The organism is Halobellus litoreus (assembly GCF_024464595.1).
Lineage (GTDB): Archaea > Halobacteriota > Halobacteria > Halobacteriales > Haloferacaceae > Haloquadratum > Haloquadratum litoreum.
Map to the genome: position 1 here is coordinate 27,198 of NZ_JANHAW010000001.1, position 24,332 is coordinate 51,529.

Annotated in this window: 16 protein-coding genes; 7 read left to right on the top strand and 9 right to left on the bottom strand. The window is 68.5% G+C overall.

Features of this window, described 5'->3' with window-relative positions; translation table 11 throughout:
* Window positions 1-77 precede the first annotated feature (77 nt).
* Entirely contained in the window at window positions 78-557 is a 480-nt protein-coding gene (locus NO360_RS00105; protein ID WP_256305353.1) for an SRPBCC family protein, read from the bottom strand.
* 417 nt (window positions 558-974) lie between these two features.
* The gene (locus NO360_RS00110; protein ID WP_256305354.1) at window positions 975-5,525 is read right to left on the bottom strand and encodes a DUF7997 domain-containing protein; all 4,551 of its coding nucleotides are present in this window, start codon (window positions 5,523-5,525) and stop codon (window positions 975-977) included.
* 135 nt (window positions 5,526-5,660) lie between these two features.
* Between NO360_RS00110 and malA the strand changes: the two genes are divergently transcribed.
* The 3 genes from malA (at window position 5,661) to NO360_RS00125 (ending at window position 10,555) form a co-directional block, all read left to right on the top strand.
* Complete coding sequence (gene malA, locus NO360_RS00115; RefSeq protein WP_256305355.1) at window positions 5,661-7,694, top strand: alpha-amylase MalA; 2,034 nt, start codon at window positions 5,661-5,663, stop codon at window positions 7,692-7,694.
* Between the two features lie 61 nt (window positions 7,695-7,755).
* Window positions 7,756-10,209, top strand: coding sequence for a glucosylglycerol hydrolase (gghA, locus tag NO360_RS00120; RefSeq protein WP_256305356.1), 2,454 nt, complete (start codon window positions 7,756-7,758; stop codon window positions 10,207-10,209).
* 94 nt (window positions 10,210-10,303) lie between these two features.
* On the top strand, window positions 10,304-10,555 hold the full coding sequence (locus tag NO360_RS00125) for a transposase (protein WP_256305357.1): 252 nt from the start codon (window positions 10,304-10,306) through the stop codon (window positions 10,553-10,555).
* A gap of 54 nt (window positions 10,556-10,609) precedes the next feature.
* Here NO360_RS00125 and NO360_RS00130 read toward each other — a convergent pair whose 3' ends face one another.
* Genes NO360_RS00130 through NO360_RS00150 form a run of 5 tightly spaced genes read right to left on the bottom strand, consistent with a single transcriptional unit; the run spans window position 10,610 to window position 18,065 of the window.
* On the bottom strand, window positions 10,610-12,814 hold the full coding sequence (locus NO360_RS00130; protein ID WP_256305358.1) for a DUF7846 domain-containing protein: 2,205 nt from the start codon (window positions 12,812-12,814) through the stop codon (window positions 10,610-10,612).
* Window positions 12,815-12,817: 3 nt separating this feature from the next.
* On the bottom strand, window positions 12,818-14,038 hold the full coding sequence (locus NO360_RS00135; RefSeq protein WP_256305359.1) for an ABC transporter ATP-binding protein: 1,221 nt from the start codon (window positions 14,036-14,038) through the stop codon (window positions 12,818-12,820).
* Complete coding sequence (locus NO360_RS00140) at window positions 14,028-15,641, bottom strand: ABC transporter permease (RefSeq protein WP_256305360.1); 1,614 nt, start codon at window positions 15,639-15,641, stop codon at window positions 14,028-14,030. Before NO360_RS00140 ends, NO360_RS00135 begins: the two co-directional genes overlap by 11 nt.
* Window positions 15,642-15,665: 24 nt before the next feature.
* A complete protein-coding gene (locus NO360_RS00145; RefSeq protein WP_256305361.1) occupies window positions 15,666-16,847 on the bottom strand; it encodes an extracellular solute-binding protein in 1,182 nt (393 codons plus the stop codon).
* Between the two features lie 45 nt (window positions 16,848-16,892).
* Window positions 16,893-18,065, bottom strand: a complete 1,173-nt coding sequence (locus NO360_RS00150; protein ID WP_256305362.1) for an alpha-1 4-glucan-protein synthase — start codon at window positions 18,063-18,065, stop codon at window positions 16,893-16,895.
* A gap of 105 nt (window positions 18,066-18,170) precedes the next feature.
* On the opposite strand from NO360_RS00150, the gene NO360_RS00155 reads away from it, so the two are divergent.
* Window positions 18,171-18,653: an HPP family protein gene (locus NO360_RS00155; RefSeq protein ID WP_256305363.1), complete on the top strand. Its 483-nt coding sequence runs from the start codon at window positions 18,171-18,173 to the stop codon at window positions 18,651-18,653.
* Window positions 18,654-18,860: 207 nt separating this feature from the next.
* Here the strand turns inward: NO360_RS00155 and NO360_RS00160 are convergent, their stop codons facing one another.
* Window positions 18,861-21,224: a DEAD/DEAH box helicase gene (locus NO360_RS00160; protein ID WP_256307055.1), complete on the bottom strand. Its 2,364-nt coding sequence runs from the start codon at window positions 21,222-21,224 to the stop codon at window positions 18,861-18,863.
* A gap of 132 nt (window positions 21,225-21,356) precedes the next feature.
* On the opposite strand from NO360_RS00160, the gene NO360_RS00165 reads away from it, so the two are divergent.
* Both NO360_RS00165 and NO360_RS00170 read left to right on the top strand, forming a co-directional pair.
* Entirely contained in the window at window positions 21,357-21,785 is a 429-nt protein-coding gene (locus tag NO360_RS00165) for a DCC1-like thiol-disulfide oxidoreductase family protein (RefSeq protein WP_256305364.1), read from the top strand.
* On the top strand, window positions 21,782-22,405 hold the full coding sequence (locus tag NO360_RS00170; RefSeq protein WP_256305365.1) for a GIY-YIG nuclease family protein: 624 nt from the start codon (window positions 21,782-21,784) through the stop codon (window positions 22,403-22,405). The genes NO360_RS00165 and NO360_RS00170 overlap by 4 nt, the downstream gene beginning before the upstream one ends.
* Window positions 22,406-22,788: 383 nt before the next feature.
* On the opposite strand, the gene NO360_RS00175 is transcribed toward NO360_RS00170, so the two are convergent.
* Window positions 22,789-23,802 (bottom strand): PLP-dependent cysteine synthase family protein, encoded by a 1,014-nt coding sequence (locus NO360_RS00175; protein ID WP_256305366.1) that lies wholly within the window; start codon window positions 23,800-23,802, stop codon window positions 22,789-22,791.
* A gap of 128 nt (window positions 23,803-23,930) precedes the next feature.
* On the opposite strand from NO360_RS00175, the gene NO360_RS00180 reads away from it, so the two are divergent.
* A complete protein-coding gene (locus NO360_RS00180) occupies window positions 23,931-24,323 on the top strand; it encodes a thioredoxin family protein (RefSeq protein ID WP_256305367.1) in 393 nt (130 codons plus the stop codon).
* Window positions 24,324-24,332 lie beyond the last annotated feature (9 nt).

A 24,332-nucleotide genomic window follows, 5' to 3' on the forward strand; every position in this document is an offset into this window, starting at 1 on the left:
GCCTTCTGTCTCGGCCGGCGATAAGTGTCTTCGGTGGAGACCGCTCCCCTGCCCTCGCCCCAGCAGTTCTTCGCCCGCTACTCCAGGAGTTCCTTCGTCTTGCGGTGGCGCGCGCGGAACATCGGTTCGAATCCGACGAGCGCCATCGGCGAAACGCTCCGTCCGACCGCACCGCCGGGGAGTTCGTACTCGACTTCGTCTTCGATAATGGTCTCGTCGCCGTCGGCGAGGAAGCGATGGGTGTGCACCCACTCGGCGAACGGGCCGCCGCGCATCTCGTCGCGGAAGACCGCCCGCCCGTCGCCTTCCTCGCGGTCGACGATGGCCGACGTCCATCGCTGACGCGGACCGACTCCGAAGGGCCGCATCGAGAGTCTGATCTCTGAACCGGTCTCTAAGACCTCGGGGTCGGGGTCGCCGTCGGGACCGGTAACCGACTCCACTCGGAGATTCATCCAGTCGGGCGTGAGCGCTTCGAGCCCGGAGACACGGGAGTGGAAATCCCAGACCGCCGACAGCGGCGCCGCGACGCGGGTCAGCCGTGAGTAAGTCGCCATAGTCGTAGGAACGCGCCCACCACGCAAAAACGACGTGGCCACTCGGAGGTGCTCGCTCTCAGACGTCGGCACCTCGCCGTGGGGCGACCCCCTGCCGAACGGACGTTTATATGGGAAGGAGCGGCCAGTCGGTCCGTGAGTTGAACACGACCCCGCGCCGCTCTGCGGTTGTTCGGCACCCCGGCGCGGGATTACGTCGAGCCGTCCGAGCGCCTCCGGTTGGGGCACGGGAACCGACCGGGTCGCCGACGGCTGTGCCGACTGTTCGCCCCCCGAAACTCCTCGGCGACCCCTCTCGACAACGACATCAACGACGCCTGCCGGAGACGCCCTCAGCGACGCGTATCGAGGTTGCCACCGCGGCGACGGCCCGCGGTCCGACGGCGGATCTCGCCGCGTCGGGTCTGCGCGCCGACCTCAGAGCGTAAACCTGGCCACGCTCGTCCCGGCCGCTCGCAGGTCCCGGTCGGTGGCTGACGCCACGGTGACCTGGTTCTCGCCGTGTTCGATGTCGAGCGAGGTCTCGAAGGACCCCTCGACGGGGTCGACGAGCGCCGTCTCCGAGGGCGTCTTGACCGCGACGACCGCGGCGTCGGTCCGGCCGGAGACCACGAGCTCGTCGCCCTTGAACCGGGTACTGACCTGCAGTCGCGGTCCCGTCGGACGGTCGCGCTCGACGTAGCGCTCGCGCAGCGCCGACGGCATCTCGACCGGCCGCCCCGCGTCGATGCTGTGCGCCAGTCTGACGAACTGTGCCATCGACCACGCGAGCGGCGTCGCCGCCCCGGTACCCTCGCCGAACGCCCAGTTGAACTCCGTGCTGTGCTCGCGGTCCCAGACCTGCTCTGCGAGCATTCTCCCCGAGTTGGCGAAACCGGCCATCGTTTCGAGCATATTCTGCGGCTCCAGCGCTGCTTCGTCGGGACCGTGCAGGAGCTCGTACTCGCCGCGCTCGCCGGTGAATATGGGCCAGAGGCGACCCTTCCCCTTGGATTCGATCGACCACGGCGCGCCCTCTTTGTCGACGGCTCGCTCGCCGTAGCCGTCGCCGTTGTAGCGGTAGAACGCCGGCCCGTGCGGCGTGTCCACGCGGAGCGTCCTGTCGACCTCGGCAACGGAGTTGCGGACGACCTCGTCGTGAGCCGGCTTGATACCGAGTCGGGTGAGTTCGAGGAAGCCGGCGTCGATGATCTCCCGCTCGTCGAGCGTCGGCCCGTTGTTCGCGAGGGTCCGCAGGTGGCCGGCGTCGGGGTCGCCGTCGCGAGTGATCCGGACGTAGTACGGCGTATTGGTGTGCCGTTCGGTCCCCGTCTCGGTCGCGGTCCACTCCTCGACCCGGTCGGTCCAGTCGTCCGCCAGCGCCTGCCAGATGAGCGCGTCGGCTTCGTGGCCCTCTTCGATGGCAATGTCCGCCGCGCAGGCGAGTCCGGCAATCTCGGCGGCGATCGACGACGGCGAGTAACCGGCCTCCTCCTCCCAGCGCTCCTGGGCGGTCGGCGGACCGTTGCGCGCGACGTAGTCCGCCGAGCGCTTGATGTTGACGTAACCGTACTCGGTGTCCGCGAAGTCGACGCCCCGCTCTCTGAGCATCCAGGCCATCACCTGCGGGAACGAGATGTTGTCCATCTGTTCGCCGCCCCAGCGGGTCCGCCCGTTCAGGTACGTGTTCTGCGGGATGAACCCGCGGTCGTCCTGCTGGTAGCGGTAGATGTATTCGAGCGCCAGGCGCGCCGTTTCGAGGTCGTCGACCGCCTCGAAGACCGTGAACACCTGATAGAGGTCCCGCGACCAGACGAAGTTGTAGCCGTACCCCTTCGCCTCCTCGGCGGTGACGGCCTCGCCCCACGGCACCGACGGCGACGCGATGCCGGCACCCAGGAAGGTCTTGTCCTCGACCGCGCGCAGCGACATCAGGCACGTCTTGTACTGGTTGGCGAGGGCCTCGTCGTCGAGGACCGATTCGGGAAGCTCCTTGTCCGCGAGGAACTCGTCCCAGCTGTCGACGTATCCGCGTCGAACCGTCTCGTAGCCGCGACTGAGCGCACCCGCCGCCTCCCCGAGCGCGGCCGCCGTGTCGGCGTCCTCGGCGAACCCGAGCGCCAACCGATCGGCGACGTCCGCACCGGTGCCGATCCGTCCGACGAGGACCACGCTTTCGTCGTCGACGCTGTCGACCGGCGTGGGTGCTTTCCCGTCGGTGAACAACTCCGAGAGGTACTCCGAGCCCGCGACGCCGACCGTCGCCCAGTCGAAGCGACCCGCGGCAGCCATCGCGGCCGCGACGCTGTACTCGGTGCCGTCTTCGTCGATGAGTAGCGGTTCAACGTCGCCGCCCTGGTCGTACGCACTGGAGTCGCGAGCGACGAGTTGGTACCCCCCTGAGCCGCCGAGTCGGAGCCCACGATCCGTCGAGCCGGTGTTGGTGAGCGAGGCGTCCGCGACGGCGTACAGTTCGTACTCGTTGTCGTCGGTCGCCTCGAAGGCGACGTCGACGAGCAGCGCGTCGTGTTCGGGGTCGGTGACGTACTCCGCCGTCAGCCGCCACTCGTGGCCCCGGCCGTCGCCGGTCTCCGAGATCACGTGCCGGAACACCAGCGCGTCGTCGTCGACGATCTCGGCCCGGCGCTCGATCGTGTCGGCCTCGTCGTCGCGGCGCGTCTCGTTGTGCGTCCGCGCCGTGTACGCCGCCTCCTCCCCCGCGTCGACCACCAGAAAGTCCAACGTCCGGAGGTTCATCAGATCGACCCTGGGGAAGCGGACCTCGGTCAACGAGCCCTCGGTGAGCGTGAACCAGACCCGAGAGGGGTCCTCGGCGGTGTGGTCCGCCACCGTGCCGACACCGTACTTCTCGCCGGTCGTCCACCGCGGTCGTCCCGTCGGTCCCGACGGAGCCGGTTTCGGTGCCGGGAGCGCGTCCTGCGCCGCGAGCGTCCCGGTCGCGCGCAGTCGCATCGCGTGCGACCATCCGAGCGGCGTCGCGCTGTCGCGCGTCCCGTCGTCGAACGTCTGCTCCGCGAGGTAGCCCGCACCCGAACAGAACGGGCCGTCTCGGCCCAGGAGGTCGTACAGTTCCGTCGCGCGTTCGAGGAACGACTCCGCCGCGTTCGAACGGCCGTGCGCGTCGAGCAGCGTCGCCAACTCGGCGGCCGCGTTCGCGCCCCAGGCGGTCGAAACCGACCACACCTTCTCGTCGTCCTGGTCGGCGCTGCGCCAGTAGTCGCCCTCGAACCGGATCAAGCCCGCGACCTCGCCGTCGTCGGATTCGCGGTAGAGGTCCTCCAGGGCGGTCTCCATGTGCGTTTCGAGCCGCGACAACGCCTTCGGCGGGAGTCCGTCGAGCGCGCCGACGTCGTCGTAGGCGGCCAGCGCCTCGACGAGGGCGAAGGAACCCGAATCAAGTCGCGAGTCGAGGCCGCCGTCCCGAACGCGGAGCGCGTACACCTCGTACTCGTCGTCCCACAGCCTGTCGAGGCCCTCGAAGACCGCGTCGGCTTGCGAGGCCGCGTGGTCCGCTAACTCGCCGTCGACGGGTGCCTCGGCGACCGTCGCGTACGCCTGCAGGAACGCCGCAGCGGTGTGGACGAAGCGTCCGACCATATTTTCCCAGGCGTTCTGACACGCGCTCGGGAGCCCGTCGGCCTCGAGTTCTTCGTCGAGTGCGTCGATCCCGTCTCGGACGGCGCGACGGAACCGACTCCGCTGGTCGGCGGTGAGGTCCGATCGCCGTTCGGACAGCAGCGTCGCGAGGTAGGTGACGACGCTGGCGGTCTGATCGGCCTGGTACTCGGGGCCGTCGGAGTCCTCGATTCGCGCGTTCGCCCAGCCGGGCGCCAGCGACCCGTCGATCGCCCACACGCGGTGCGGCCACGACCCGTCGTCCAGTTGGGTCGTACAGAAGAACGATCCGACCGCAGTGAGTCGGTCGATCGCGTCCAGGCCGAGCGCGTCGTCGCTCCGCAGGAGGTGGCGCGCGCTCTCGGCCTCGTCCCGGAACCACGTGTACCCGTAGCCGCCCGAGTGCGTGTAGAACGGATCGAACTCGGGCCCGGCGATGTGTGCGCCCGACGGCGCGGTCAGGAGCGACAGCGCCCGCAAGTCCGAGCGAACCGTCTTCTGCCGGGGCGTTCCCTCGGGGACGACGATCTCAGCCCGTTCCCGGGCGGCCGCCCGGATGTCGTCCGCGCTCGTGTGCGAGAGCGCGCAGTGCCGGAGGTCCGCCAGCGCGGCCTCCCGGTCGACCTCGGCGTGATCGGAGATCTGTGTGACGAGCGTGGTCTGGACGCCGCGACCCTCCTGTTCCAGCGGGGCGGAGACGACGATGTCACCGCTGAGGTGGGTGTCCTCGTACCGTTCGAGGACGGCGTCTCGCGGGAAGTCGAACGCGTCCGTCGAAAGCATCTCCTCGAACCGTTCGGGGACCTGCCCGCGGACGTCGTCGAGGCCGGTCGAGGCGGTGACGTAGTCGTGTTCGTTCCGGTGGAACACCTCGACGGCCTGCGTGTCGCGCGGACCCCCCTCGTCGTGGATGAGCCGACCGACCTGCGTCTCGCGGCCCTCCGGCGCGAGCGTCAGGAACGCGGTCAGGTGGGCGTCGGTCGGGATCGCCCCGCGGAGTTCGACGTGTGTGACGTGGGCTCGCCCGAGCGTGAGGTCGTACTGGTGGACGGTGTACGATCCGGCGTTGTACTCGGTCTCGACGAGGCTCGTTTCCCGGTAGTAGTGCTGTCGGACCGGTTCGAGGTCGTCGAACCAGCGGATCTCACCGTCGGCTTCGATGGCGAAGCGGGAGCGGTCGATCCCGTACAGTCCGGAAAGCGCAGACGAGTAGTCTCGCAGTGCCCCGTGTCTTCCGACGTGAACGAGCCGGTCGCCGTGCCCGGAGAGCGCGCCCTCGGTGGTGGGCAACTCGCCAGGGAATCGCCCGTCGCGGTCGCGCTTATATTCGTTCAGCACGGTCCGTAGTCTCATACACACCGACCACAGCGCGCACGACATAAGTATTGGCGGAAACGCTCCCGTCGATTCGGGAAATCACACGATAGATAGCCAGAAACTACCCACAGCGGGGCAAAGACAAAGTCCCGACGTCCCGTTCGAACCAGTATGGACCATCCAGGCCCCCCTCGGTTCGTCGCGGTCGGCGAATCCATCCAACTCGCGCCACGCGACCCCGAACCGGACGCGACGTACGAATGGCGGGTGCGCAGCGCCCCGGCGAGTAGCACAGTCGAACTCCCGAACGAGAAGCCGGTCGTGGAGTTCGTTCCGGACGCCGCGGGTACCTACGAACTCGAACTCACCGCACCGGATCAGACCCACCGACTCACCGTCAGGGCGTTCCCGGGCGAACTCGCTCCGGCCGGGAGGCCCGCCGGTGAAAGCGGCGTAAGCGGGAACAGCGGCCAGCAGAGCGGATCCGCACGACCGGTGGGTGAGAGCGGCGGCGTCTCCGGCTCCGGATCGGGAACGCATTCCGCGGGCGGCGGCAGCGGCCGTCCGCGAGTGCAACTCCACGGATCGATCGAGGGCGACGAACTCGTCGTCCGGGCCGACCCGCAGCCCCATCCCGACAGCGACACCGACCGCGACGACGTCGTTGTCGAGTTCCTGCTCGACGACCGCGACAACGTCGACGAGGATACCGTCCACGCCGAGGGCTGGGAGCTTCGGATCCCGACCTCGGCCGTGGGGGATCGCGTGCGGATCCACGGCGTCGCGGTCGCGGACGCCTACAGCGTCCCGGACTCGATCGAGTTCGTCCGCGAGGCCCTCCCCGACGGGGGTCGGTCGGGAAATGCGATCGGGGCTTCCGAGACAGCCCACGCCGATGACGACGGTGTCGTCAGGGAGACTGGGTTCGAGGTCGTCCGTCCGAACGACCCGCCGCAGTGGGCGACCGAGGTCACGCTCTATGAGGTCTACGTGCGCGGATTCACGAGCAACGAGCGACGGGACGGCGACGGGTCAGAATCCGTCTTCGAGCGGATCGAGGGGCGACTCGACTACCTGGCGGACCTCGGCGTCGACTGCCTGTGGCTGACGCCGGTGCTGGAGAACGACCACGCGCCGCACGGCTACAACATCACGGACTTCTTCAGTATCGCCGACGACCTCGGCGACCGCGAGGATTACGAGGCGTTCGTCGAGGCCGCACACGACCGTGGAATGAAGGTGCTCTTCGACCTGGTGTTGAATCACTCCGCTCGCGATCACCCGTTCTTTCGGGACGCCTACAAGAACCCCGAATCGGCGTACTACGACTGGTACGACTGGCAGGACAGCGGCGAACCGGAGACGTACTTCGACTGGGAGTACATCGCCAACTGGAACTTCGAGAACCTCGCCGTCCGCCGGCACCTCCTCGACGCCGTGGACACGTGGTTCGAGGTCGCCGACGGGTTCCGGTGCGATATGGCGTGGGCCGTCCCCGACACCTTCTGGCGCGAACTCCGCGACCGCGTGAAGGCCCGGGACCCGGAGTTCCTCCTCCTCGACGAGACCATCCCGTACATCGCGGACTTCCACGACGGGATGTTCGATATGCACTTCGACACCACGCTGTACTTCACGCTGCGGCAGGTCGGTCGCGGCGACGCCGGCGCGGAGTCGATCCTCGACGCCGTCGAGCAGCGTACGACGGTCGGCTTCCCGCCGCACGCCGCGTTCATGCTCTACATCGAAAACCACGACGAGACGCGCTATCTCGTCGAGTGCGGCGACGACGCCGCGAAGGCCGCCGCCGGCGCGCTCGTCACGCTGCCGGGAGTCCCGATGCTCTACGGCGGTCAGGAACTCGGCCAGCAGGGGCGACGCGACGCGATCGCGTGGGACGACGCCCGCTCCGAGTTCCGCGAGCACTACGCGCGATTGCTCGATCTCCGCGAGGAGGTGCCCGCGCTCGGGCCCCAGGGCGCGCTCGAACGGATCGACTACGGGGCCGACACCGACCGCGCCGTCGCCTTCGCGAGAGAGCGCGACGGCGAGTCCTACGTCTGCGTGCTGAACTTCGGCGAGTCGCCGGCGACGGTGACCCTCGACGATCGGCGCGTCGACGCCACCGACCTCGTCGCGGGCGAGTCGCTGGCGACCGCCGACGGCCTGGAAGTCGACCACGTCGCAGTCTTCCGCTCGCAGTGATGCCGCCCCGTCTCCGGGTACCGCTCCGCGTCTCCGTCTCGATCAGCCCCTCTCTGTCCGTATGAACTCAGACCCAGACGCCTGCCGATTACTCGAGGGACCGACCGCGGAACTGCTCGCGTGGCACCGGGGGGTGCAATCGAGTCACGACGACGACTTCGCGGCCGCGACCGAGCTGACGACCCGGTTGGGTGCGCATCTGACGACCGATGGACACGCCGAGGTCGGTTTCTGGACGCCCGACCTCGTCGACGCCGGCGTGCCAGAATCGGCGGTGTATCTGGAGGTGCTCACGCCGCCTGCGGACCTCGATCCCGGCGCGACGGACGCCCGCGAGGTGACGTTCGACCGCTCGCGCGTTCCGCTGGAACGCGAGGGCGAATACCACTGGGGCGTCGTCGCCGGGATGCGACCCGGAACGCGCGAACGCGTCGGCTCGCTCTACCGGCTGACGTACCGGTCGGCGGACGGGGCGTGGGAGACGATCGCGGACCCGCTCGCGTACTCCGTCCCGTTCGGGCCGTTCGCGCCCGCGGAGTTCTACGACGTCGACCGACTCGACGAGACGCGCTCGGACCGACGCTACTTCGAGACCCTGGGGACCGACGACGAGCGCGTCGCGACTACCGACGACGACGGCCTCCCGCGGATCGAACCGGCGACGAGTATGCTCGAAATCCACCCCGGAACCGCCACGAATCGCGGGTCGCTGGCCGGTCTCGCCGACGAATACGAGTCCATCGGCGAAGCGCAGCGGGGCGACGAGGACCTCGACGCCTGGCAACGGAACTTCGTCGGGTACGACGCCGTGCAACTGATGCCCGTCGAACCCCTCACCGAGAGCGAGGACTCGCCGGCGTTCTGGACGGTCGATTCGACCACAGAGGAGTCGCTGACGGCGACCGTCGCGCGCCCGGGGGCGATCAACTGGGGGTACGACATCGTCGTCTCGGCGTTCTCCGCGCCGAACCCGGCGATTCTGGAGTCCGGACGACCGGACGAACTCGTCGACCTCATCGCCGCCTGTCACGGGCTTCCGCGGCCGATCAAGGTGGTGTTCGACGTCGCGCTCGGCCACGCCGACGACCGCGGGGCGGAACTGCTCGCCGACCGGTTCGTTCTCGGACCGGGAATGTACGGCAAGCACCTCGATTACACCGAGCCGACGGCCCGGGCGGTCTTCCTGGAGCTCCAGCGCCGGAAAATGGACTTCGGGGCGGACGGGATCCGCGTCGACGGGGCGCAGGATTTCACCTCCTACGACCCCGAGGCCGGCGAAATGTATCACGACGACGAGTTCCTCGCGGAGATGGACCGGGTCGTCCAGGAGGTCGCCGGCACCGAGTACCGCCCGTGGATGATCTACGAGGACGGCCGCCCGTGGCCGCGCGAGGACTGGGAACTGGCCTCCTCGTACCGCGCGCTGACCGAACAGCACCCGCACGCGTTCCAGTGGTCGCCGGTCACGTTCGCACACAACACGCCCGCGCTTCTCACGTTCTGGGCGACGAAGTGGTGGCGTATCCGCGAAATCGGCGAGTTCGGGAGCCGGTGGATCACGGGCGTCGCGAACCACGACACCGTCCGCCGCGGGACGCAGATCGACCCGACGACGGCGTTCACCCGGTCACCGATAAACCCGTATCTGGGCGACGGGTTCCCGGAGACCCTCGACGAGGCCTACGACAACGCCGCCGCGTCGATGCTGTTTCACGCCTTTCTCCCCGGCGTGCCGATGGACTTCGCCCACGCGAATATGCGCGCGCCGTGGGGGTTCGTCCGCGACACCGACGACACGTGGAACGTCAAAGTCGTCGCCGAGGAGGCGAACTTCCTCCACTGGCAGGTACGGGAGTCCGACTTCGCGGACGACCGGTTCTTCGAGCGGGTGAAGTCGCTCGGCTTCGAGTCGCTCGCCGAACTCCAGACGTTTATGGACGCGCTGGCGGCCGCGGTCGACGCCACGGACTACGATTTGGACGCGGTGGCGGCGATGCTGTCGGCGATCGATCCGCCGTTCGAGGGGAGCGACGACGGCCTCACGCCCGCGGCTCTCGAAGCCTACGCCGACGCGTGGGTCCGGGACGTCGAGGCGTTTTCCACCCTCGATCACTGGCGGGACGCGCAGGTGGAGAGACGAACGCGGTTCCGCCTGCGGACCCGGGAGTTCCGCCAGGAGCGGGAGTGGCTCCGCGGGGACCTCCGGGACGACGAGTACTTCACCTACCGACACCCGACGGAGGGGACCGTGCTCTACTATGGCCTCCGCCGCGCGCCACCCGGGGCCCCCGACGCCGAGGAACTCCTGTTCGCGGGGAATATGGAGGGGGTCGCGGTCGAAGTCTCGCCGGACTCGCTCGCGGCCGACGCGGCGGCGGACGCGAACGCCCCGTCGATTCCGACAGACGGGTGGGACCCCGCGCTGGTCTCGGCGGGGGCCGAGGAAGTGATAGCGTCCCCACCCGCAGTGACGCTCGGAAACGCCGAGGCGGTCGTCTGGAGACGGGAGCCCTGATCGAGAGACCGTCCACCGACTCGGTCCCTGGAGACCGTCGACGCGTCGTCGGAAACCCACAGATACGAGTTACCCCCGTTCCTATTGCCACGTAGTGACAGACTCGTACGTCTGCCCGCACTGCGGGCACATCGAAGAACGCCCCTATCGGGTCCGGCTCATCGTCTTCACCTGTCCCGACTGCGGGGAGAACGGACGGTTTATTCACGCGTCCCTCGTCGACCGGCTAGACGAGGTCCCCGAACCCCAGCGCCCCGAGAACTGGGAGGAGATGCCGCTCGACGACCGACTGCAGTACGCGATCCGCGAGGGGCTCCTCGAAATGAGTTTCACCGGACCGATCTGACGGTCGGCCGGCGCAGCGCGCCGGCCGCCACGACCGCCACCGAAGGCCCGCCGCTCAGGACGCGACGCGCGCGTCCGTCGCCACCGTGACGCCGTCGACGTAGTCGCCGTCCGGGCCGACCCACGTCCCCTCGTATCCGCACTCGGTCGTCAGCCGGCAGACTCGGGTCTCGGGCGGCCAGACGGCCCGCACTCCTTCCTCGGCGTCGCCGTCGACGGTAACCTCCTGTCTGTAGGTGACGCTCGATCCGCCGACGCCGACGAACGTCACGACGAGGTCGACCTCCGCCCCGTCGTCTGCGAGGGGCACGTCCCGGAAGCGCGTCCCGCCCTCGTACTCCAGGTTCTCCGCCCGCGCGGCGTCGGGGCCGATGGTCCACTCGACGGTGACGGTGTCGTTCGCCCGCGCGCCCTCGGGGACGCTGTAGCGGGCGTACCCCTCGGGCGTCTCGATGCGGACGCTCGCGGTCGTCGCCTCGCCCGGGACGCCGACGGTCGTGGTGGCCCGGACCGACTCGCCCTCGAGGACGCGGAGCCGCTGGAGGTCCGAGTTCACGGGGAAGTACGCGCCGGTCCAGTCCCCCCGGTAGGTGAACCGATACGGTGTCCGGTTGGTCGCCGCCAGGACCGCCAGGTCGCGTTCGGGACCCCCGTCGGTCGCGTAGACGACGTCGCCGTCGTAGCCGCCGCCGGAGCGGAGGTACTGGAACGGGTGCGCCTGCCAGTCGCCGTACGGATCGGGCGTGAACACGAGCGCGTCGTCGAAGGAGCGATCCTCGACGGGTTCGTAGGTCGCTTCCAGACTGTCGGTCCGGCGCTCGTTCGCCGCGAACGGCTCATCGACGACCGCCGCCTCCGCGGAGGCGACGACCGGCGCGGAGACGACGAGGGCGACGAGGAGCACGAGTCGGGCGCGGCGTCGCGTGGTCCGCTCGCGGAGCAGCGACCCCGCACCGCGGACGAGAAACGCGACGCCGGCCGCGCCGAACACCGCGACCGGAACGAGCGCGTCGAAGTGGTAGAACGGCCCGAGGAGGTCGATGAGGCCGTTCCGGAGTCCGTTGTGCGTCCCCCAGAAGTACGCCTCGCCGAGGAAGACCGACGGGAGGACCGCGAAGAGGACCGCCGCGACCTCACCGCTTCCCATCCCCGCAGACGGGTCGAAGCGGGTGCCCGCGCCGAGTCCGTTCCGGCCCCGCTCGCGCCACAGCGCGGCGAGGACGCCGACGCCGACCAGCGCCGTCCCCAGGAGACCCGCAGCGACCCACTCGGTGAAGAAGTACTCGACGATCCGTTCGGTCACGTCGGCCGCGAGCGCCGGCGTGTACTCCCGCTCGTAGTTGAGTATCTCTCGCGTGCCGAACCCGATGCCGTCCTCGGGCGCGAACGCGGCGTACGGAAAGACGAGGGGATCGCCGGTCACGACCGCGTTGTACGCGAGCGTCACCCCGACGAACGCCGCGCCGGGGAGCGCGACCGCGAGCGACCGGCCGAGCACGCCGTGGAACCGCGGCGTCCACCCGGAGCGTCGCCAGACTACGCCGAGCGAGACGAGCGTGTGCGCGATGAACGGGAGCGCGAACAGCACCGCCGTGTAGGGGCGGCAGAAGAACGCCAGCCCGATCGCCGTCCCCGCCGCCGCTCCCCACTTCCGACTCCCGGTCCGCGCCGCGCGGACGTAGGCGACCGCGAACGCAACGTTCAGCATCGTCGCCGGCGCGTAGGAGAAGAACGTCGCGGAGGTGAGCAGGAACAGCGGCGATCCCGCGAGGACCGGCATCGCGAGGAGGCCGACGCGCCGGTCGAACGCGGCCGAGCCGAGGAGATAGACCCCGGCCGCGGTGGCCGTGGCGACGAGCCCCAGCGCGATGTTCCAGTCGCCGAGGAGCCGTCCGATCGCGAAGATCGCCGGCGCGACCGGCGAATACTTGCTGTACATCCGGATCTCCCCCCCGACCTCGTCGACGACGAAGAACCACGGACGCACCGCGTCCCAGGGGATGTCCCCGGGCCGAAGGAACAGTTTTGCCTCCAGGAGCATCGCGGCCTGGTAGAGGTAGACGCCCTCGTCGTCGTTGACCGAGTGGTACGGGAAGAGGTCGACCGCGAGGAAGTAGACGAGTCCGCCGACCGCGAGGGCGAGGACGGTGGCGATGACCCGCTCGGGGCGCTCACGGGCGGCGGTGACGACGGAGCGGGCGGCGGCGCGGGGAAAACGGACGGCGGCGCGGAGTCGGGAGGTGAGCTGTCGCCGCGACACGGCTCACTCGCCGTATCGGGAGTCGTCCTCGGGACGCTGTTCGCGGGGGAACCACGCGAGTTCGTGGTCGGCGTCGAGTTCGAGGTCGACCGGTCCCTCTTTCGGGATGTTCTCGTCGTGGTTGTGCATACACTGGATCGACTCGCCGGTGTCGAGTTCGACCTCGTAGAGGAACGTCGGGCCGAGGTACCGCCGGGCGACGACCGCCCCGCAACTCGATTCCACGCCGTCGCAGTCGAGGCGACGGACGCTCACGTCGTCGGGGCGGACGAGCAGGTCGATCCGCGTGTGATCGTACTCGGCGGCGAGACCGTGGATCTGCTCGCGCGGGACGGTTCCGAGGTCGGTCTCGACGACGTCGCCCGAGACGTAGCCCGGGACGAAGCTCGCGTAGCCCAGGAAGGCCGCGACGAAGCGCGACTCGGGGTGCTGGAAGACGCCCTCCGGATCGCCGATCTGTTCGATCTGGCCGTCGTTCATCACGGCCACGCGGTCGGAGATGGAGAGCGCCTCCTCCTGGTCGTGGGTGACGGAAACCGCCGTGACGCCGGTCTCTTTGATGATCTGTCGAACCTCCTCGCGCATCTCGACGCGGAGGTCGACGTCGAGGTTCGAGAACGGCTCGTCGAGGAGCAGGATCTCCGGCTCCGGGGCCAGCGAGCGCGCGAGGGCGACGCGCTGCTGTTGCCCGCCGGAGAGCTGATCGGGGTAGCTGTCGCCCTGGTCGGCCAGGTCGACGAGTTCGAGCAGCTCGTCCACGCGCTCTCGAACCTCGTCGTCGGGCCGGTCCTTCAGCCCGAACGCGACGTTCTCCCGCGCCGTGAGGTGCGGGAAGAGCGCGAACTCCTGGAAGACGACGCCGACGCCGCGTTCCTCGGGTGGGACGAACGTCGACCCCGACACCGATCGGCCGTTCAGCCGCACCGCGCCGCCGTCGGGCTTCTCGAGGCCGGCGACCAGCCGAAGCGTCGTCGTCTTCCCACAGCCCGAGGGGCCGAGCAGCGTCAGGATCTCTCCCTCGTGGACCGACAGGGAGAGTCCCTCGACGACCGTTTCGGTCCCGTAGGACTTCCGGAGGCCGTCCAGTTCGAGGACGACGTCGCCCGCGGTGTTCGCCGCCAGGGGGCCGGTCGGCGACTCCGCGTCCGCCGGGCCGTCGCCGGCCGCCGTTTCCGAGCGCTGCTCCGTCTCCGACTCCACCGCAGTCTGCGTGCTATTTGACATCGTATCCCTCCTGTCTGAGAATCACGAGCATCGAGAGCCCCGAGACGAACAGCAAGACCAGTGCCGGCACCGCCGCCTGTCCGAAGTACCCCGATTCATACGCTGTCCAGATATGCGTGACGAGCGTGGTAAAACCCGACGGTCGCAGAAGCAGCGTCGCGGGCAGTTCCTTCATCGTCGTCAGGAACACGAGCGCCGCGCCGCCGAACAGTCCGGGGGCGACCAACGGGAGCGTGACGTACCGGAACGCGCCCGCGGAGGTCTGTCCGAGCGTCCGCGCGGCCTCCGGAAGCGCGGGGTCGACCGAGAGGAACGACGCCCGGAGCGACCCGACCGACTGCGGCAGGAAGCGGATCACGTACGCGAACACCAGGAGATACAGCGTCTGGTAGATCGGCGTCGCGTACTGGCTTCCGAAGAACACCAGCGCGAGGCCGAGGACGACGCCCGGGACGGCGTAGCCGACGTAGCTGATCCGCTCGAAGGCCGTCGGGAGGAAGCCGTCGTACCGAGCCGAGAGGTACGCGACCGGGAGGCCGGCGACGACGGCGACGGCGGCGGCCGCGGTGGCGACGACGACGGAGTTGGTCGCGTAGGACCACTGGAACGCCAGCGACTGGTTCACCGACGCCGAGGCGGTGCCGAGCCAGGAGAGCAAGATCACGAGCGGAACGACCAGCGCGAGTCCCGCGATCGTGGCCGCGAAGCCCATCGCGGGGTAGCGCCACCTGCCGAGCGACACGACCGCCCGCGAGCGCCCGCCGGCGGTGGTCCGCTCCTCGCCCCGGACGCGGGACTCCAGCCAGAGGATGAACAGCGTCACTGCGACCAGTTGTAAGGAGAGCAGGGTGGCGGTGTCGCGGCCGAACGTCCCGAACTCGACGTAGATCACGCGCGTGAACACGTCGTAGCGCATAATCGACGGCGTCCCGAAGTCCGCGAGGACGTAGAGCCCCGCGAGCAGCGCGCCGGCGGCGACCGCCGGGCGGATCTGGGGGACCGTCACCCGCCGGAACGTCTCCCAGCGGTCGTGTTCGAGCGTCCGCGCGGCGTCGATCAGCGTCGTGTCCATCGACTTCAGTGCCGCGCGCGCCGTGATGTAGACGTACGGATACGTGTACAGCGTGAGGATCAGGACGGTCCCTTCGAGACCGTAGATCTCCGGGAGCCGTTCGATCCCGATCGGCGCGAGCAGGCGCTGGAACCCCCCCTGCGGGCCGAACGCCGAGACGAAGGCGAACGCGCCCACGTAGCTCGGGATCACGAGCGGCAGCGAGACGACGACCGTCCAGAAGCGTCGGAAGGGCAGGTCGGTCCGAACCGTCAGGTACGCGAGCGGGACGCCGATGCCCACGCAGGCGGCCGTCGTCAGCGTGACCAGAACCGCGCTGTTGAGAAAGACTTCCAGCGTCGTCGGGCGCGTAAGGAGGGCTATCGCCTCCGAGAAGCCGACGTCGAGGCCGGTCTTGACGAGCCACAGCACCGGAAGAACCACTGCGGCGGCGACGGCGGCCGCGGCGACTGAAACGCCCAGCGGGAGTCGCGTCTGCTCGTCGGCCTCGCCCGCGTCGTCGTCCGCCGTCGTCCGGTGCTCCGTGGCCATCGTCAGGTTGGTGTCCCCGGACCCCTAGAGGACGCCAGTGTCCCGCAGGAGATCGATCGTCCCCTCGAGGTCCGCGAGTTGTGAGAGGTCTATATCCTCGGGCGGGTTCAACTCGTCGATCGTCGGCAGTCGGCCGATCGGTTCGACCTCGGGGACCAGCGGGTACTCGAAGGTGGTCCGTGCGAAGTAGTCCTGCGCCTCCGCCGAGAGGAGGTGCCGGACGAAGTTGGCGGCCAGCGTCGAGTCCTCGGCGGTGTCGAGGACGCAGGCCCCGGCGACGTTGAACACCGCACCCGCGTCGTTCTGCGTGAACGTGGTTCTCAGCGGGGTCGCGGTGCCGCGACGGGCCAGCACGCGCTGGATGTAGTAGTGGTTCGTGAGGCCGGCCGAGATCTCGCCGTCGGCGACGGCGCGTGCGATCTGGAACTCGTCGCCGTACTGGCTCACGCCCAGGTCCTGCATTCCGGTCAGCCACTCGCGGGTGGCCTCGTCGCCCTCGAGGATCCGCATCGCGGTGATGAACGCCTGGAACGAGGAGTAGGTCGGTGCCCAGCCGAGTTCGTCCTCGAAGGCGGCCGTCTCCGGGAACGCCATGATGCTGTCCGGGATGTCCGACTCGGAGAACGTGTTCGTGTTGTACGGGATCGAGCGGGCGCGGCCGGAGGTTCCGATCCAGTGGCCGTCGGGCGCCCGGAAGTTCTCCGGGACGAAGTCCAGGACCGCTTGCGGGAGTTCCTGCGTCCGGTCGCGTTGGGCCAGTGCGCCGAGCGCCCCCGCGTTCACCGAGTAGAAGACGTCCGCGGGACTGTTCTGTCCCTCCGTTTCGATCTGGTTCACCAGTTCCGCCGCGGCGTTGTAGAGCGGCCGGACGGTGAAGTCGTCGTAGCGGTCCTCGATGAACCCGACGAGTTCGCCGACGAGCGCCTCGCCGCGCCCGGAGTACAGCGTCAGTTCGCCTTCGAGATCGGGCATCTCGGCCATCGAGACGCCCGAGAGTTCGCGTTCGCCGAAGGGGGCCTGTCCGGAGCCGATCTGCTCGGGGGAACTCCCTCCCGTTCCGCCTCCCCCGCCGGTCTCCGTCTCCGTTTCCGTCTCGGTTCCGTCTCCACCCGGCGTGTTACATCCTGCGACGCCGACGATTCCGGCCGCGGCCGCGGCCTGGAGGAATCGACGGCGCGTTCGTGGGGTTCCGTTGTGTTCCTTCATAGTTGGTTTAGGCCTGCCTAAAACGTATATACTTTCCGATACTATTCAGTCGTCGGCGGCGACGACGGACTCCGCCCGTACACCCTCCGCACCGGCCAGTTCGTCCAGGCAGTCGAGCCAGTCGAGCCAGTACTCGCCGCAGTGGTTCAGGAACGCCCCGTTGTTCCACTCCGAGAAGTCGCCGTCTGCGAACGCTCGGGCCATCTCGCGGGCCGCCGTCTCCCAGGAGTCCGCGTCGTCGGCGACGTCGTCGACGACCTCCCAGACGTGCTCGTTGAGTTCCAGTCCGGGGACTTCGTTGTTCAGGTCGTCGAACGTGGGCCGCGGGGCCTTGTTGTGCTCACAGAGCGGGTAGCCGTTGACGACGTCCTTCTCCAAGACGTCGGCGGCGCGCTTGAGGAACACGCCCGACCAGATGTCGTCGAAGCGACCGACCTCCCACTCGTTGTCGTCCATCGGCAACTGGTAGAACGCCGGAATGACCTCCCGCTCGAAGGCGAGGTTCATCGAGCAGACGGTGAGGTACTGCCCGGGATCGGCGACGAAGTCGCCCTCGAAGTCCGCCTTCTCCGTTCGCGTCTGCGCCTGTCCCTGCAGGTCGCCGTCCATCAGGATGCGGACCGCGTCGAGGTCCGGGACGTTCGTCCAGAGGCCCTGGGAGGCGACGACGTCGGTCAGTTCCTGCCGGTCGGTCTCGACTGCTTCGTCCATCGCCGAGTAGGGGTACCCGCGGGGGTAGAGCCCGTGCTCGTCGGCGTGCTGGTAGAGGACGTTCACCCACCGCTCGTCGGAGCGAACGGACTCGACCTCGTCGGTCCGATCGAGGTTCGCCATATGCCGGCCGAAGAAGTCCCACTCAGCGTGCGGCAGCGTGTCGTCGTCGATGAACACGCCGCGCTCGAACCGCGGGTGCGCCCACATATACAGCAGCCCGAAACTGGTCTGGGCGTGCGACGCCGCCGGGATCAGGTGCGAGAACGAGGAGAGTCCGTGCTCCTCGAACCACGCCTCCCGACGCGAACCGTCGTAGACGGCCCCGTCGACGCCCTCGTCATCGAGCATCGCTTCCATCTCCTCGACGTCGCAGAAGTCCTCCGTGACGAGGAGAACGAACAGTCGGTCGAGGTCGAACCCGTGCTCGCGAGCGTTCTCGAAGTACGCCCGCATACAGTCGTAGTCGCGGATGGTCGGCACCACGACACAGACGTCCTGCTTCATCGACTGCAACTCTTTAGGCCGCCCTAAAAGTTCTGTCGCTCTGCGGTCGCCCCGCGCGGACGCGAAATCGCTCCCTTCTTTTCCCGGGGACCGCTGCCCGAACCCGTGTCGGAATCAGAAGGGTGGGTCGACGCCGCCGTCGGAGCCCGCGCTGGCCTCCTCCTCTCGGTCGCGGCCGCAGTCGCCTGGCTCTCGGGCGCGCCGGCCGTCTTCCCGAGTCTCGGTCCCACCGCGTTCGCCCTCGCGGCGGACCGCCCCGGCCCATCCGAGCGCGTCGTCGTCGGCGGGCACGCCATCGGCGTCGCCGCCGGACTTCTCGCGTATCTCGCCGTCGCCGGCCTCGTTCCGGTCCCCTCGTCGCCGCTGTCGTTCGATCCGCCCTGGCTGGCGGTGAGCGGCGTCGCCTCGGTTGCGCTCACGACGACCGGAATGCGGCGGACTGAGCTGGTCCATCCACCGGCCTGCGCGACGACCCTCATCGTGTCCCTCGGCCTTCTGAAACCGCTTCAGGCGCTCGCGGTCGTACTACCCGCTGTCCTGTCGCTTCTGGCGGTCGACCGCGTGCTCGACGGCCGTGTTCGTCGGTGAAGTGACCCGACCGCGGTGGGACCCGCCACCGACCGAAAGACAGTGGCTGCTCCGGTCCGTTTCCCTACGAAGCGACGAATGCGGGCGCTGATCCCGAGACTGTGCGCTCGCAGGCACGGGACCGAGTCGCACGGGTGGGGCGGTTCCGACGACGGGACGCAGGCCGCCTCGACGCCGTCGGCGAGTCCGAGTTCGGAGTGAGCCGCCTCACTCCGAGAGCGCGTCGAGCAACAGCACCGCCTCAGCTTTCGAGAGCGGGTCGTTCGCGTTGCCGCAGTGCGGCGACTGGACGCAGGCCGGACAGCCGTCCGCACACGCGCAGTCGTCGATCATCCGTCGGGTCCGACGCAGCAACGTCTCGACTTCGTCGTAGCCGCTCTCGGTCAATCCCACCCCGCCGGGGTAGCCGTCGTAGACGAAGATCGTCGACTGGTCGGTGTGCGGATGGTACGGCGTCGAGAGACCGCCGATGTCGCCCCTATCGCAGAGGAACGACAGCGGGAACAGCGAGATCATCCCGTGTTCGGCCGCGTGGATGCCGCCGTTGAAGCCGTACTCGCCACCCATCTCCCGCATCGCTCGCTCGACGTCTGCCGGGACGGTAAAATACAGCGCGGTCGTCCGCAACGTCGTCTCGGGCAGATCCAGGGCCTCCTGGCCGATCGCCTCGCCGCGGCGCGGGTCGCGGCGCTCGAACCCCGTGATGCGCTTGCGCATCGTCACCTCGGCGAAGCGGACCTCGGTGTCCGGTCGGGCCGACAGCGACTTCGACGTCAGATCCGTCTCGACGGTGATCGTCTTGTCGTGAAGGACGCGGGTGTAGTAGTCCGCCCACGTCGGCTGCAGCGTCGCCGTGTCGCGATCGAGGTCGAGATCGGTCACCTCGTACGTGGTCCCCTGGTGGTGGTAGATCGCCCCCTCGTGGGCGTCGCGCAAGGCGTCGGAGAACGACAGCGAAGAGATGACCTCGTTCGAGCGGGCGTCGAGGAGGTCGACTTCCCGGCGCTCGATCGTCCGCAGGCTCATCTCGTGCTGCGGGCTGCCGTCGCCGCTGTGCAGCCAGCGAATCCCCTCGTCCGTCTCGCGGCGTTCGAGACGGCCCGCTTCGGAGAGCGAGGCGACGACGTCCGGGAACGACTCGCCGAAGTGGCGCTCGTCGTCGGTCCGAAGCCAGTTCTCTCTGGCCGCCGAGGCGACGTGATCCGGCAGTAGTTCGTCGTTGGCGGGGTTACAGACCGCTCGTTCGGGGTCGCCGTCCCAGAACTCCTCGGGGTGTCGAAGCAGGTACTGATCCAACTGGTCCTCGCCGCCGACCAACACCACGAGCGCCTCGTCGTCGCCGCGGCCCGCCCGGCCGGCCTGCTGGAACGCCGACATCCGGGTGCCGGGGTAGCCGTCCATCAGGACGGCGTCGAGTTCGCCCACGTCGACGCCGAGTTCTAAGGCGTTCGTCGACCAGACGCCGCGGACCGAACCGTCGTGGAGCCCCGACTCGATCTCGCGGCGGCGGTCGTGGTTCAGCGCGGCCTGGTACGCCGTCACCGACGCGGCGGCGTCGTGCTCGCCGCGCTCCCTGAGGTCCTTGGCACTCTCCGTGGCGTAGCGTTCGGCCGTCTGTCTGGCCCGCGTGAACGCGAGCGTCTGGAAGCCGCGGGCCACGAAGTCGACGAAGAGCCGCTTCGTCTCGACGTGACTGGACCGGCGGCGGCCGCTGCCGCCGACGTCGTCACCGTCAGGGTTCCCGTTCCCGCCGTCGTACTCCGGCGGGTTCCACAGCAGCCAGTGTTTCGTTCCCGTCGCGCTGGCGTCGTCGTCGATCAGCCGGAACGTTTCCTCCTCCCTGCCGGTCACCCGCGCCGCGTGCTCGACTGGGTTCCCGATCGTCGCCGAGCAGCAGACGTACTGCGGGTCGCTGTCGAAGCGTTCGCAAACGCGATTGAGCCGCCGCAGCGTCAGCGCGACGTGGCTGCCGAAGACGCCGCGATACCCGTGGATCTCGTCGATCACGACGGTTTCGAGCGAGCCGAAGAACCACTCCCAGAGGCGGTGCGCGTGCGGCAGCAGCGCGTAGTGCAGCATATCCGGGTTCGAGAGCAGAACGGTGGGACGGCGGTCCCTGACGTCGCGCTTCTCCGACTGGGAGAGCCGTCCGGTGTACCCCTCGACGGAGACCCGGCTTCCGAACCCGAGGCCGCGAGCGAGGTCCGAAAGCGTCTCCCGCTGGTCCGCGACGAGCGCGTTCTGCGGGCCGAGATACAGCGTCCGCCCGCCGTGGTCCATCGCGCGCTCGAACGCCGGGACCGTGTAGGCGAGGCTCTTGCCGCTCGCGGTCGGCGTGGCGAGCACGACGTTCTCCCCGTCGCGAACGGCGTCGATCGCGGTCGCCTGATGCCGGTAGAGGCGATCGATACCGCGGTCCGCGAGCGCCCCGGCGAGCCGCGACTCCGTCTCGACGTCCACGTGGTCGCCTGCCCGCCCCGCGACGCGACGGTGGTCCCGTATCTGCCCCGCGTAGTACGACCGGTCCTCGATCCAGCCGATGAGTTCGTCGACCGACGGGTCTTCGTCCACGGTCACACTCCCCCTGGGGTCGGTGTGATACTCACCGTTACGGTCGGCCAGGGGCCGTGGTCGCTCTCCGCCGGGGCGGCGCAGCGACGATCCGCCAGCACGGTTTTGCCCGTTCGGTCCCTCCCCTCACATATGGAGACGTACGACGCGGTACTCGTCTACGACGGCGAGTGCCCGTACTGTTCGATCGCGGCGCGCGCGCTCGAACGCCTCGACGACGTCGGCGCGATCTCGTGGTACGACGAGGCCGCGCAGGCGTTCCTCGACGCGCAGTTCGGCGAGACCCCGTTCGCGATGTTCCTCGTCGATCGACGACGCGACCGGGTCTACGCCGGCCGGTCGGCCGCCGAGGAACTGGCCGATCGCGCTGGAACGCCCGGAATCGTGGGGTCGCTCGTTCGGGAGAACTACGACCGGATCGCGCGCGTCGTCGGCGTCGCGAGCGGTCGGGGTCGGGATCCGGACGACTATCACGAGGTCTACCCGCTCGCCGAGGACGCGGCGGCGCTGTTCGAGGAACTCGTCGCCGCGGCCGCCGAGCGGCCGGAGGCGCTGGCGTGACGGACGATCCCGACACCGACGAACGCGCAGCAGGACGGAACGCGCCCGCGGCTGCCCGGCGCGCCGCCGACTCCGATCGGGTCTTCGTCGTCGATCCCGACGAGATCGAAGCCGGGACCGACCCGCTCGGGATCGGCGACGGAACCGCCCCGGTCGGGTCCTACGTGCTCGTCTATTCGCTCGGTTCGGCGGCGACGATGACGGTCGGCGCGCTCGGGGCCGCGACGTTCCCGCCCGGGACGTACGCGTACGTCGGGAGCGCCTTCGGATCGAACGGGCTCGGCCGCGTCGACCGACACCGCCGCGTTGCGTCGGGCGACCACGACGTTACACACTGGCATATCGATTATTTCGGAAGCAATCCGGACGCGACGCTCGACAGCGTCGTCGCCGTACCACGTGAAGATGTCGAATGTCGCCTCGCGACGGAGATCGCCGACCGTCGAAGTCCGGCCGTGTCCGCACCACTCGAAGGCTTCGGGGCCTCTGACTGCGCGTGTGCGACACATTTCCTCGGCGGCGTCGATTCCGCCAGAGATGCGGATTCCCCCGCAAATTCAGAGTCCGATACGCTCGGAGTTACAGCTGTCGACGTCGCGGTGAGCGTAATTCGTTCCTAGAAATCGGACGGCTCTCGATAGGGCAGAGTAGTCTCCGGAAAATTACGGTCCGTACCAGTCCGGGCAAGGCTGGCACGGCTCCGCAACTGCGCCCGTGGCTGTCGATACAGCCACTATCCGACCCACACGCGTATCGTGATGGTCGGTAGTAAGACGCACAGATTGCCGGTTGTCAGAGGCACCCCGGCAAGAAATAATTCGCCGCCCTGATATTTATAACCTCCTACTTATGTGAACGAATATGAAGAATCTGCCGTCGGAACAACAGCAGATATCCTATCGAACCTAAGATACGTAGCTTTAATTCATATACTAAACGATAGATTATAGATACGAAAAGAAAAACAGTTGCAGAGCCCTATACGTGTGATATATTCGGACGCTCAACCGAACATTCCGGTCGACATATATCGCTCGCCGCTGTCCCAAAAGACGGTGATCACGAGGGGGCACTCCCGGGAGGGAGTGTCGACTGACTCGTCCGTCTCGGCCGCGTCCGTTTCGGCGGTCGCGGCGGACTCCGTCGTCCCGATGACGTACCCAGGGTCGGGGACGCGGCAGTCCGCATCGGGATCGGCGAGCCGTTCCGCAACGCGCTTGGCGGCGAGATTCGACGCGCCCGAGGACTGCCCGACGAGGATCCCCTCCTCTCGGGCCAGCCGCCGACACTCGGCCTCGGCGTCCTCGATAGTGACGGTCTCGACGTCGTCGATGAGGTCGGTGTCGAGGTTCGGACTGACGAAGCCCGGGCCCATCCCCTGGAAGTCGTCGATTCCGGGTTCGCCGCCGGAGAGGACCGCGTTGTCAGCGGGTTCGACGGCGACGATCTCCATCTCGGGGAACGCCTCGCGGAGCCGACGGCCGATTCCGGTGATCGTTCCGCCGGTCCCGACGCCCGCGACGAGGGCGTCGACGGTCCGGTCGCCGATCTGTTCGAGTATCTCCTCGCCCGTGGTCAGGTAGTGGGCTTCGGGATTGGCCGGATTCTCGAACTGCCGGAGTTGAATCATCCCCTCGTCTTCCTCCAGTTCGTCCGCGCGGTCCTTTGCGTTCGAGATGTCGCCGTCGACGAGTTCGATGTCCGCGCCGTAGGCCTTCATAATCGACCGTCGCTCCGGCGACTTCGATCCGGGCATCACGACCGTCAGATCGTATCCCTTCGCGGCCGCGACGACCGCGAGACCGATCCCGGTGTTCCCGCTCGTGGGTTCGACTAAGGCGTCGCCGGGTTCGATCTTGCCCTCCCGTTCGGCCCGTTCGACCATCGCGAGCGCGGGACGGTCCTTCGCCGACCCGCCCGGGTTCTTCGATTCGATCTTCGCGGCGACTTCTGCGCCCGCGGGCGAATCGACGCGGACCAGCGGCGACCCGATCGTCTCTAGGACGTTCGCGTTCATCGGGCGTACGTTCGTCACTGGGGCACAAGACGGTGACGACGCCGGCCAGACGGTGCCGCTATCGGCCACGCGTGGCGCTTCGACACGGCACCGCGGGGTTTACGCCCTCGGCCGTCCTACGGGGCGATATGTCAGACGCCGACGCCGAAACCGAAGCCGGAACGCTCGAAACGATGCGGCCGAACCCCGCGTGGGATCCCGACTCCTACGCTGACGCCGTCGAAGCACTCTCGGCGGACGGGCTGGTCTTTCGCGTCTGGGGCGGCGACTGGTGCGGCGACTGTCGCGGGCAACTTCCCGACTTCGGGGCCGCTCTCGATGCGGCGGACGTCCCCGAGGAGCGAATCCACCACTACCCCGTCGAGAAAGAAGACGACGGTAGCAAGATCGGGCCGCTCGTCGAGGAGTACGGGATCGAACTGATCCCGACGGTCGTCGTCGAGCGCGACGGCGAGGAGGTCGCCCGCTACGTCGAGGACGAACGTATGCCGATCGCGGTGTATCTCGCGGAACGGCTGTAATCGCCCTGT

What these genes read in the sequence shown, in the direction of transcription:
- NO360_RS00165 (WP_256305364.1), top strand. Translation starts at nt 21,357, where the DNA reads ATGGAGACGTACGACGCGGTACTCGTCTACGACGGCGAGTGCCCGTAC.
- NO360_RS00135 (WP_256305359.1), bottom strand. Translation starts at nt 14,038, where the DNA reads ATGTCAAATAGCACGCAGACTGCGGTGGAGTCGGAGACGGAGCAGCGC.
- malA (WP_256305355.1), top strand. Translation starts at nt 5,661, where the DNA reads ATGGACCATCCAGGCCCCCCTCGGTTCGTCGCGGTCGGCGAATCCATC.
- NO360_RS00145 (WP_256305361.1), bottom strand. Translation starts at nt 16,847, where the DNA reads ATGAAGGAACACAACGGAACCCCACGAACGCGCCGTCGATTCCTCCAG.
- NO360_RS00180 (WP_256305367.1), top strand. Translation starts at nt 23,931, where the DNA reads ATGTCAGACGCCGACGCCGAAACCGAAGCCGGAACGCTCGAAACGATG.
- NO360_RS00110 (WP_256305354.1), bottom strand. Translation starts at nt 5,525, where the DNA reads ATGAGACTACGGACCGTGCTGAACGAATATAAGCGCGACCGCGACGGG.
- NO360_RS00150 (WP_256305362.1), bottom strand. Translation starts at nt 18,065, where the DNA reads ATGAAGCAGGACGTCTGTGTCGTGGTGCCGACCATCCGCGACTACGAC.
- gghA (WP_256305356.1), top strand. Translation starts at nt 7,756, where the DNA reads ATGAACTCAGACCCAGACGCCTGCCGATTACTCGAGGGACCGACCGCG.
- NO360_RS00140 (WP_256305360.1), bottom strand. Translation starts at nt 15,641, where the DNA reads ATGGCCACGGAGCACCGGACGACGGCGGACGACGACGCGGGCGAGGCC.
- NO360_RS00105 (WP_256305353.1), bottom strand. Translation starts at nt 557, where the DNA reads ATGGCGACTTACTCACGGCTGACCCGCGTCGCGGCGCCGCTGTCGGCG.
- NO360_RS00175 (WP_256305366.1), bottom strand. Translation starts at nt 23,802, where the DNA reads ATGAACGCGAACGTCCTAGAGACGATCGGGTCGCCGCTGGTCCGCGTC.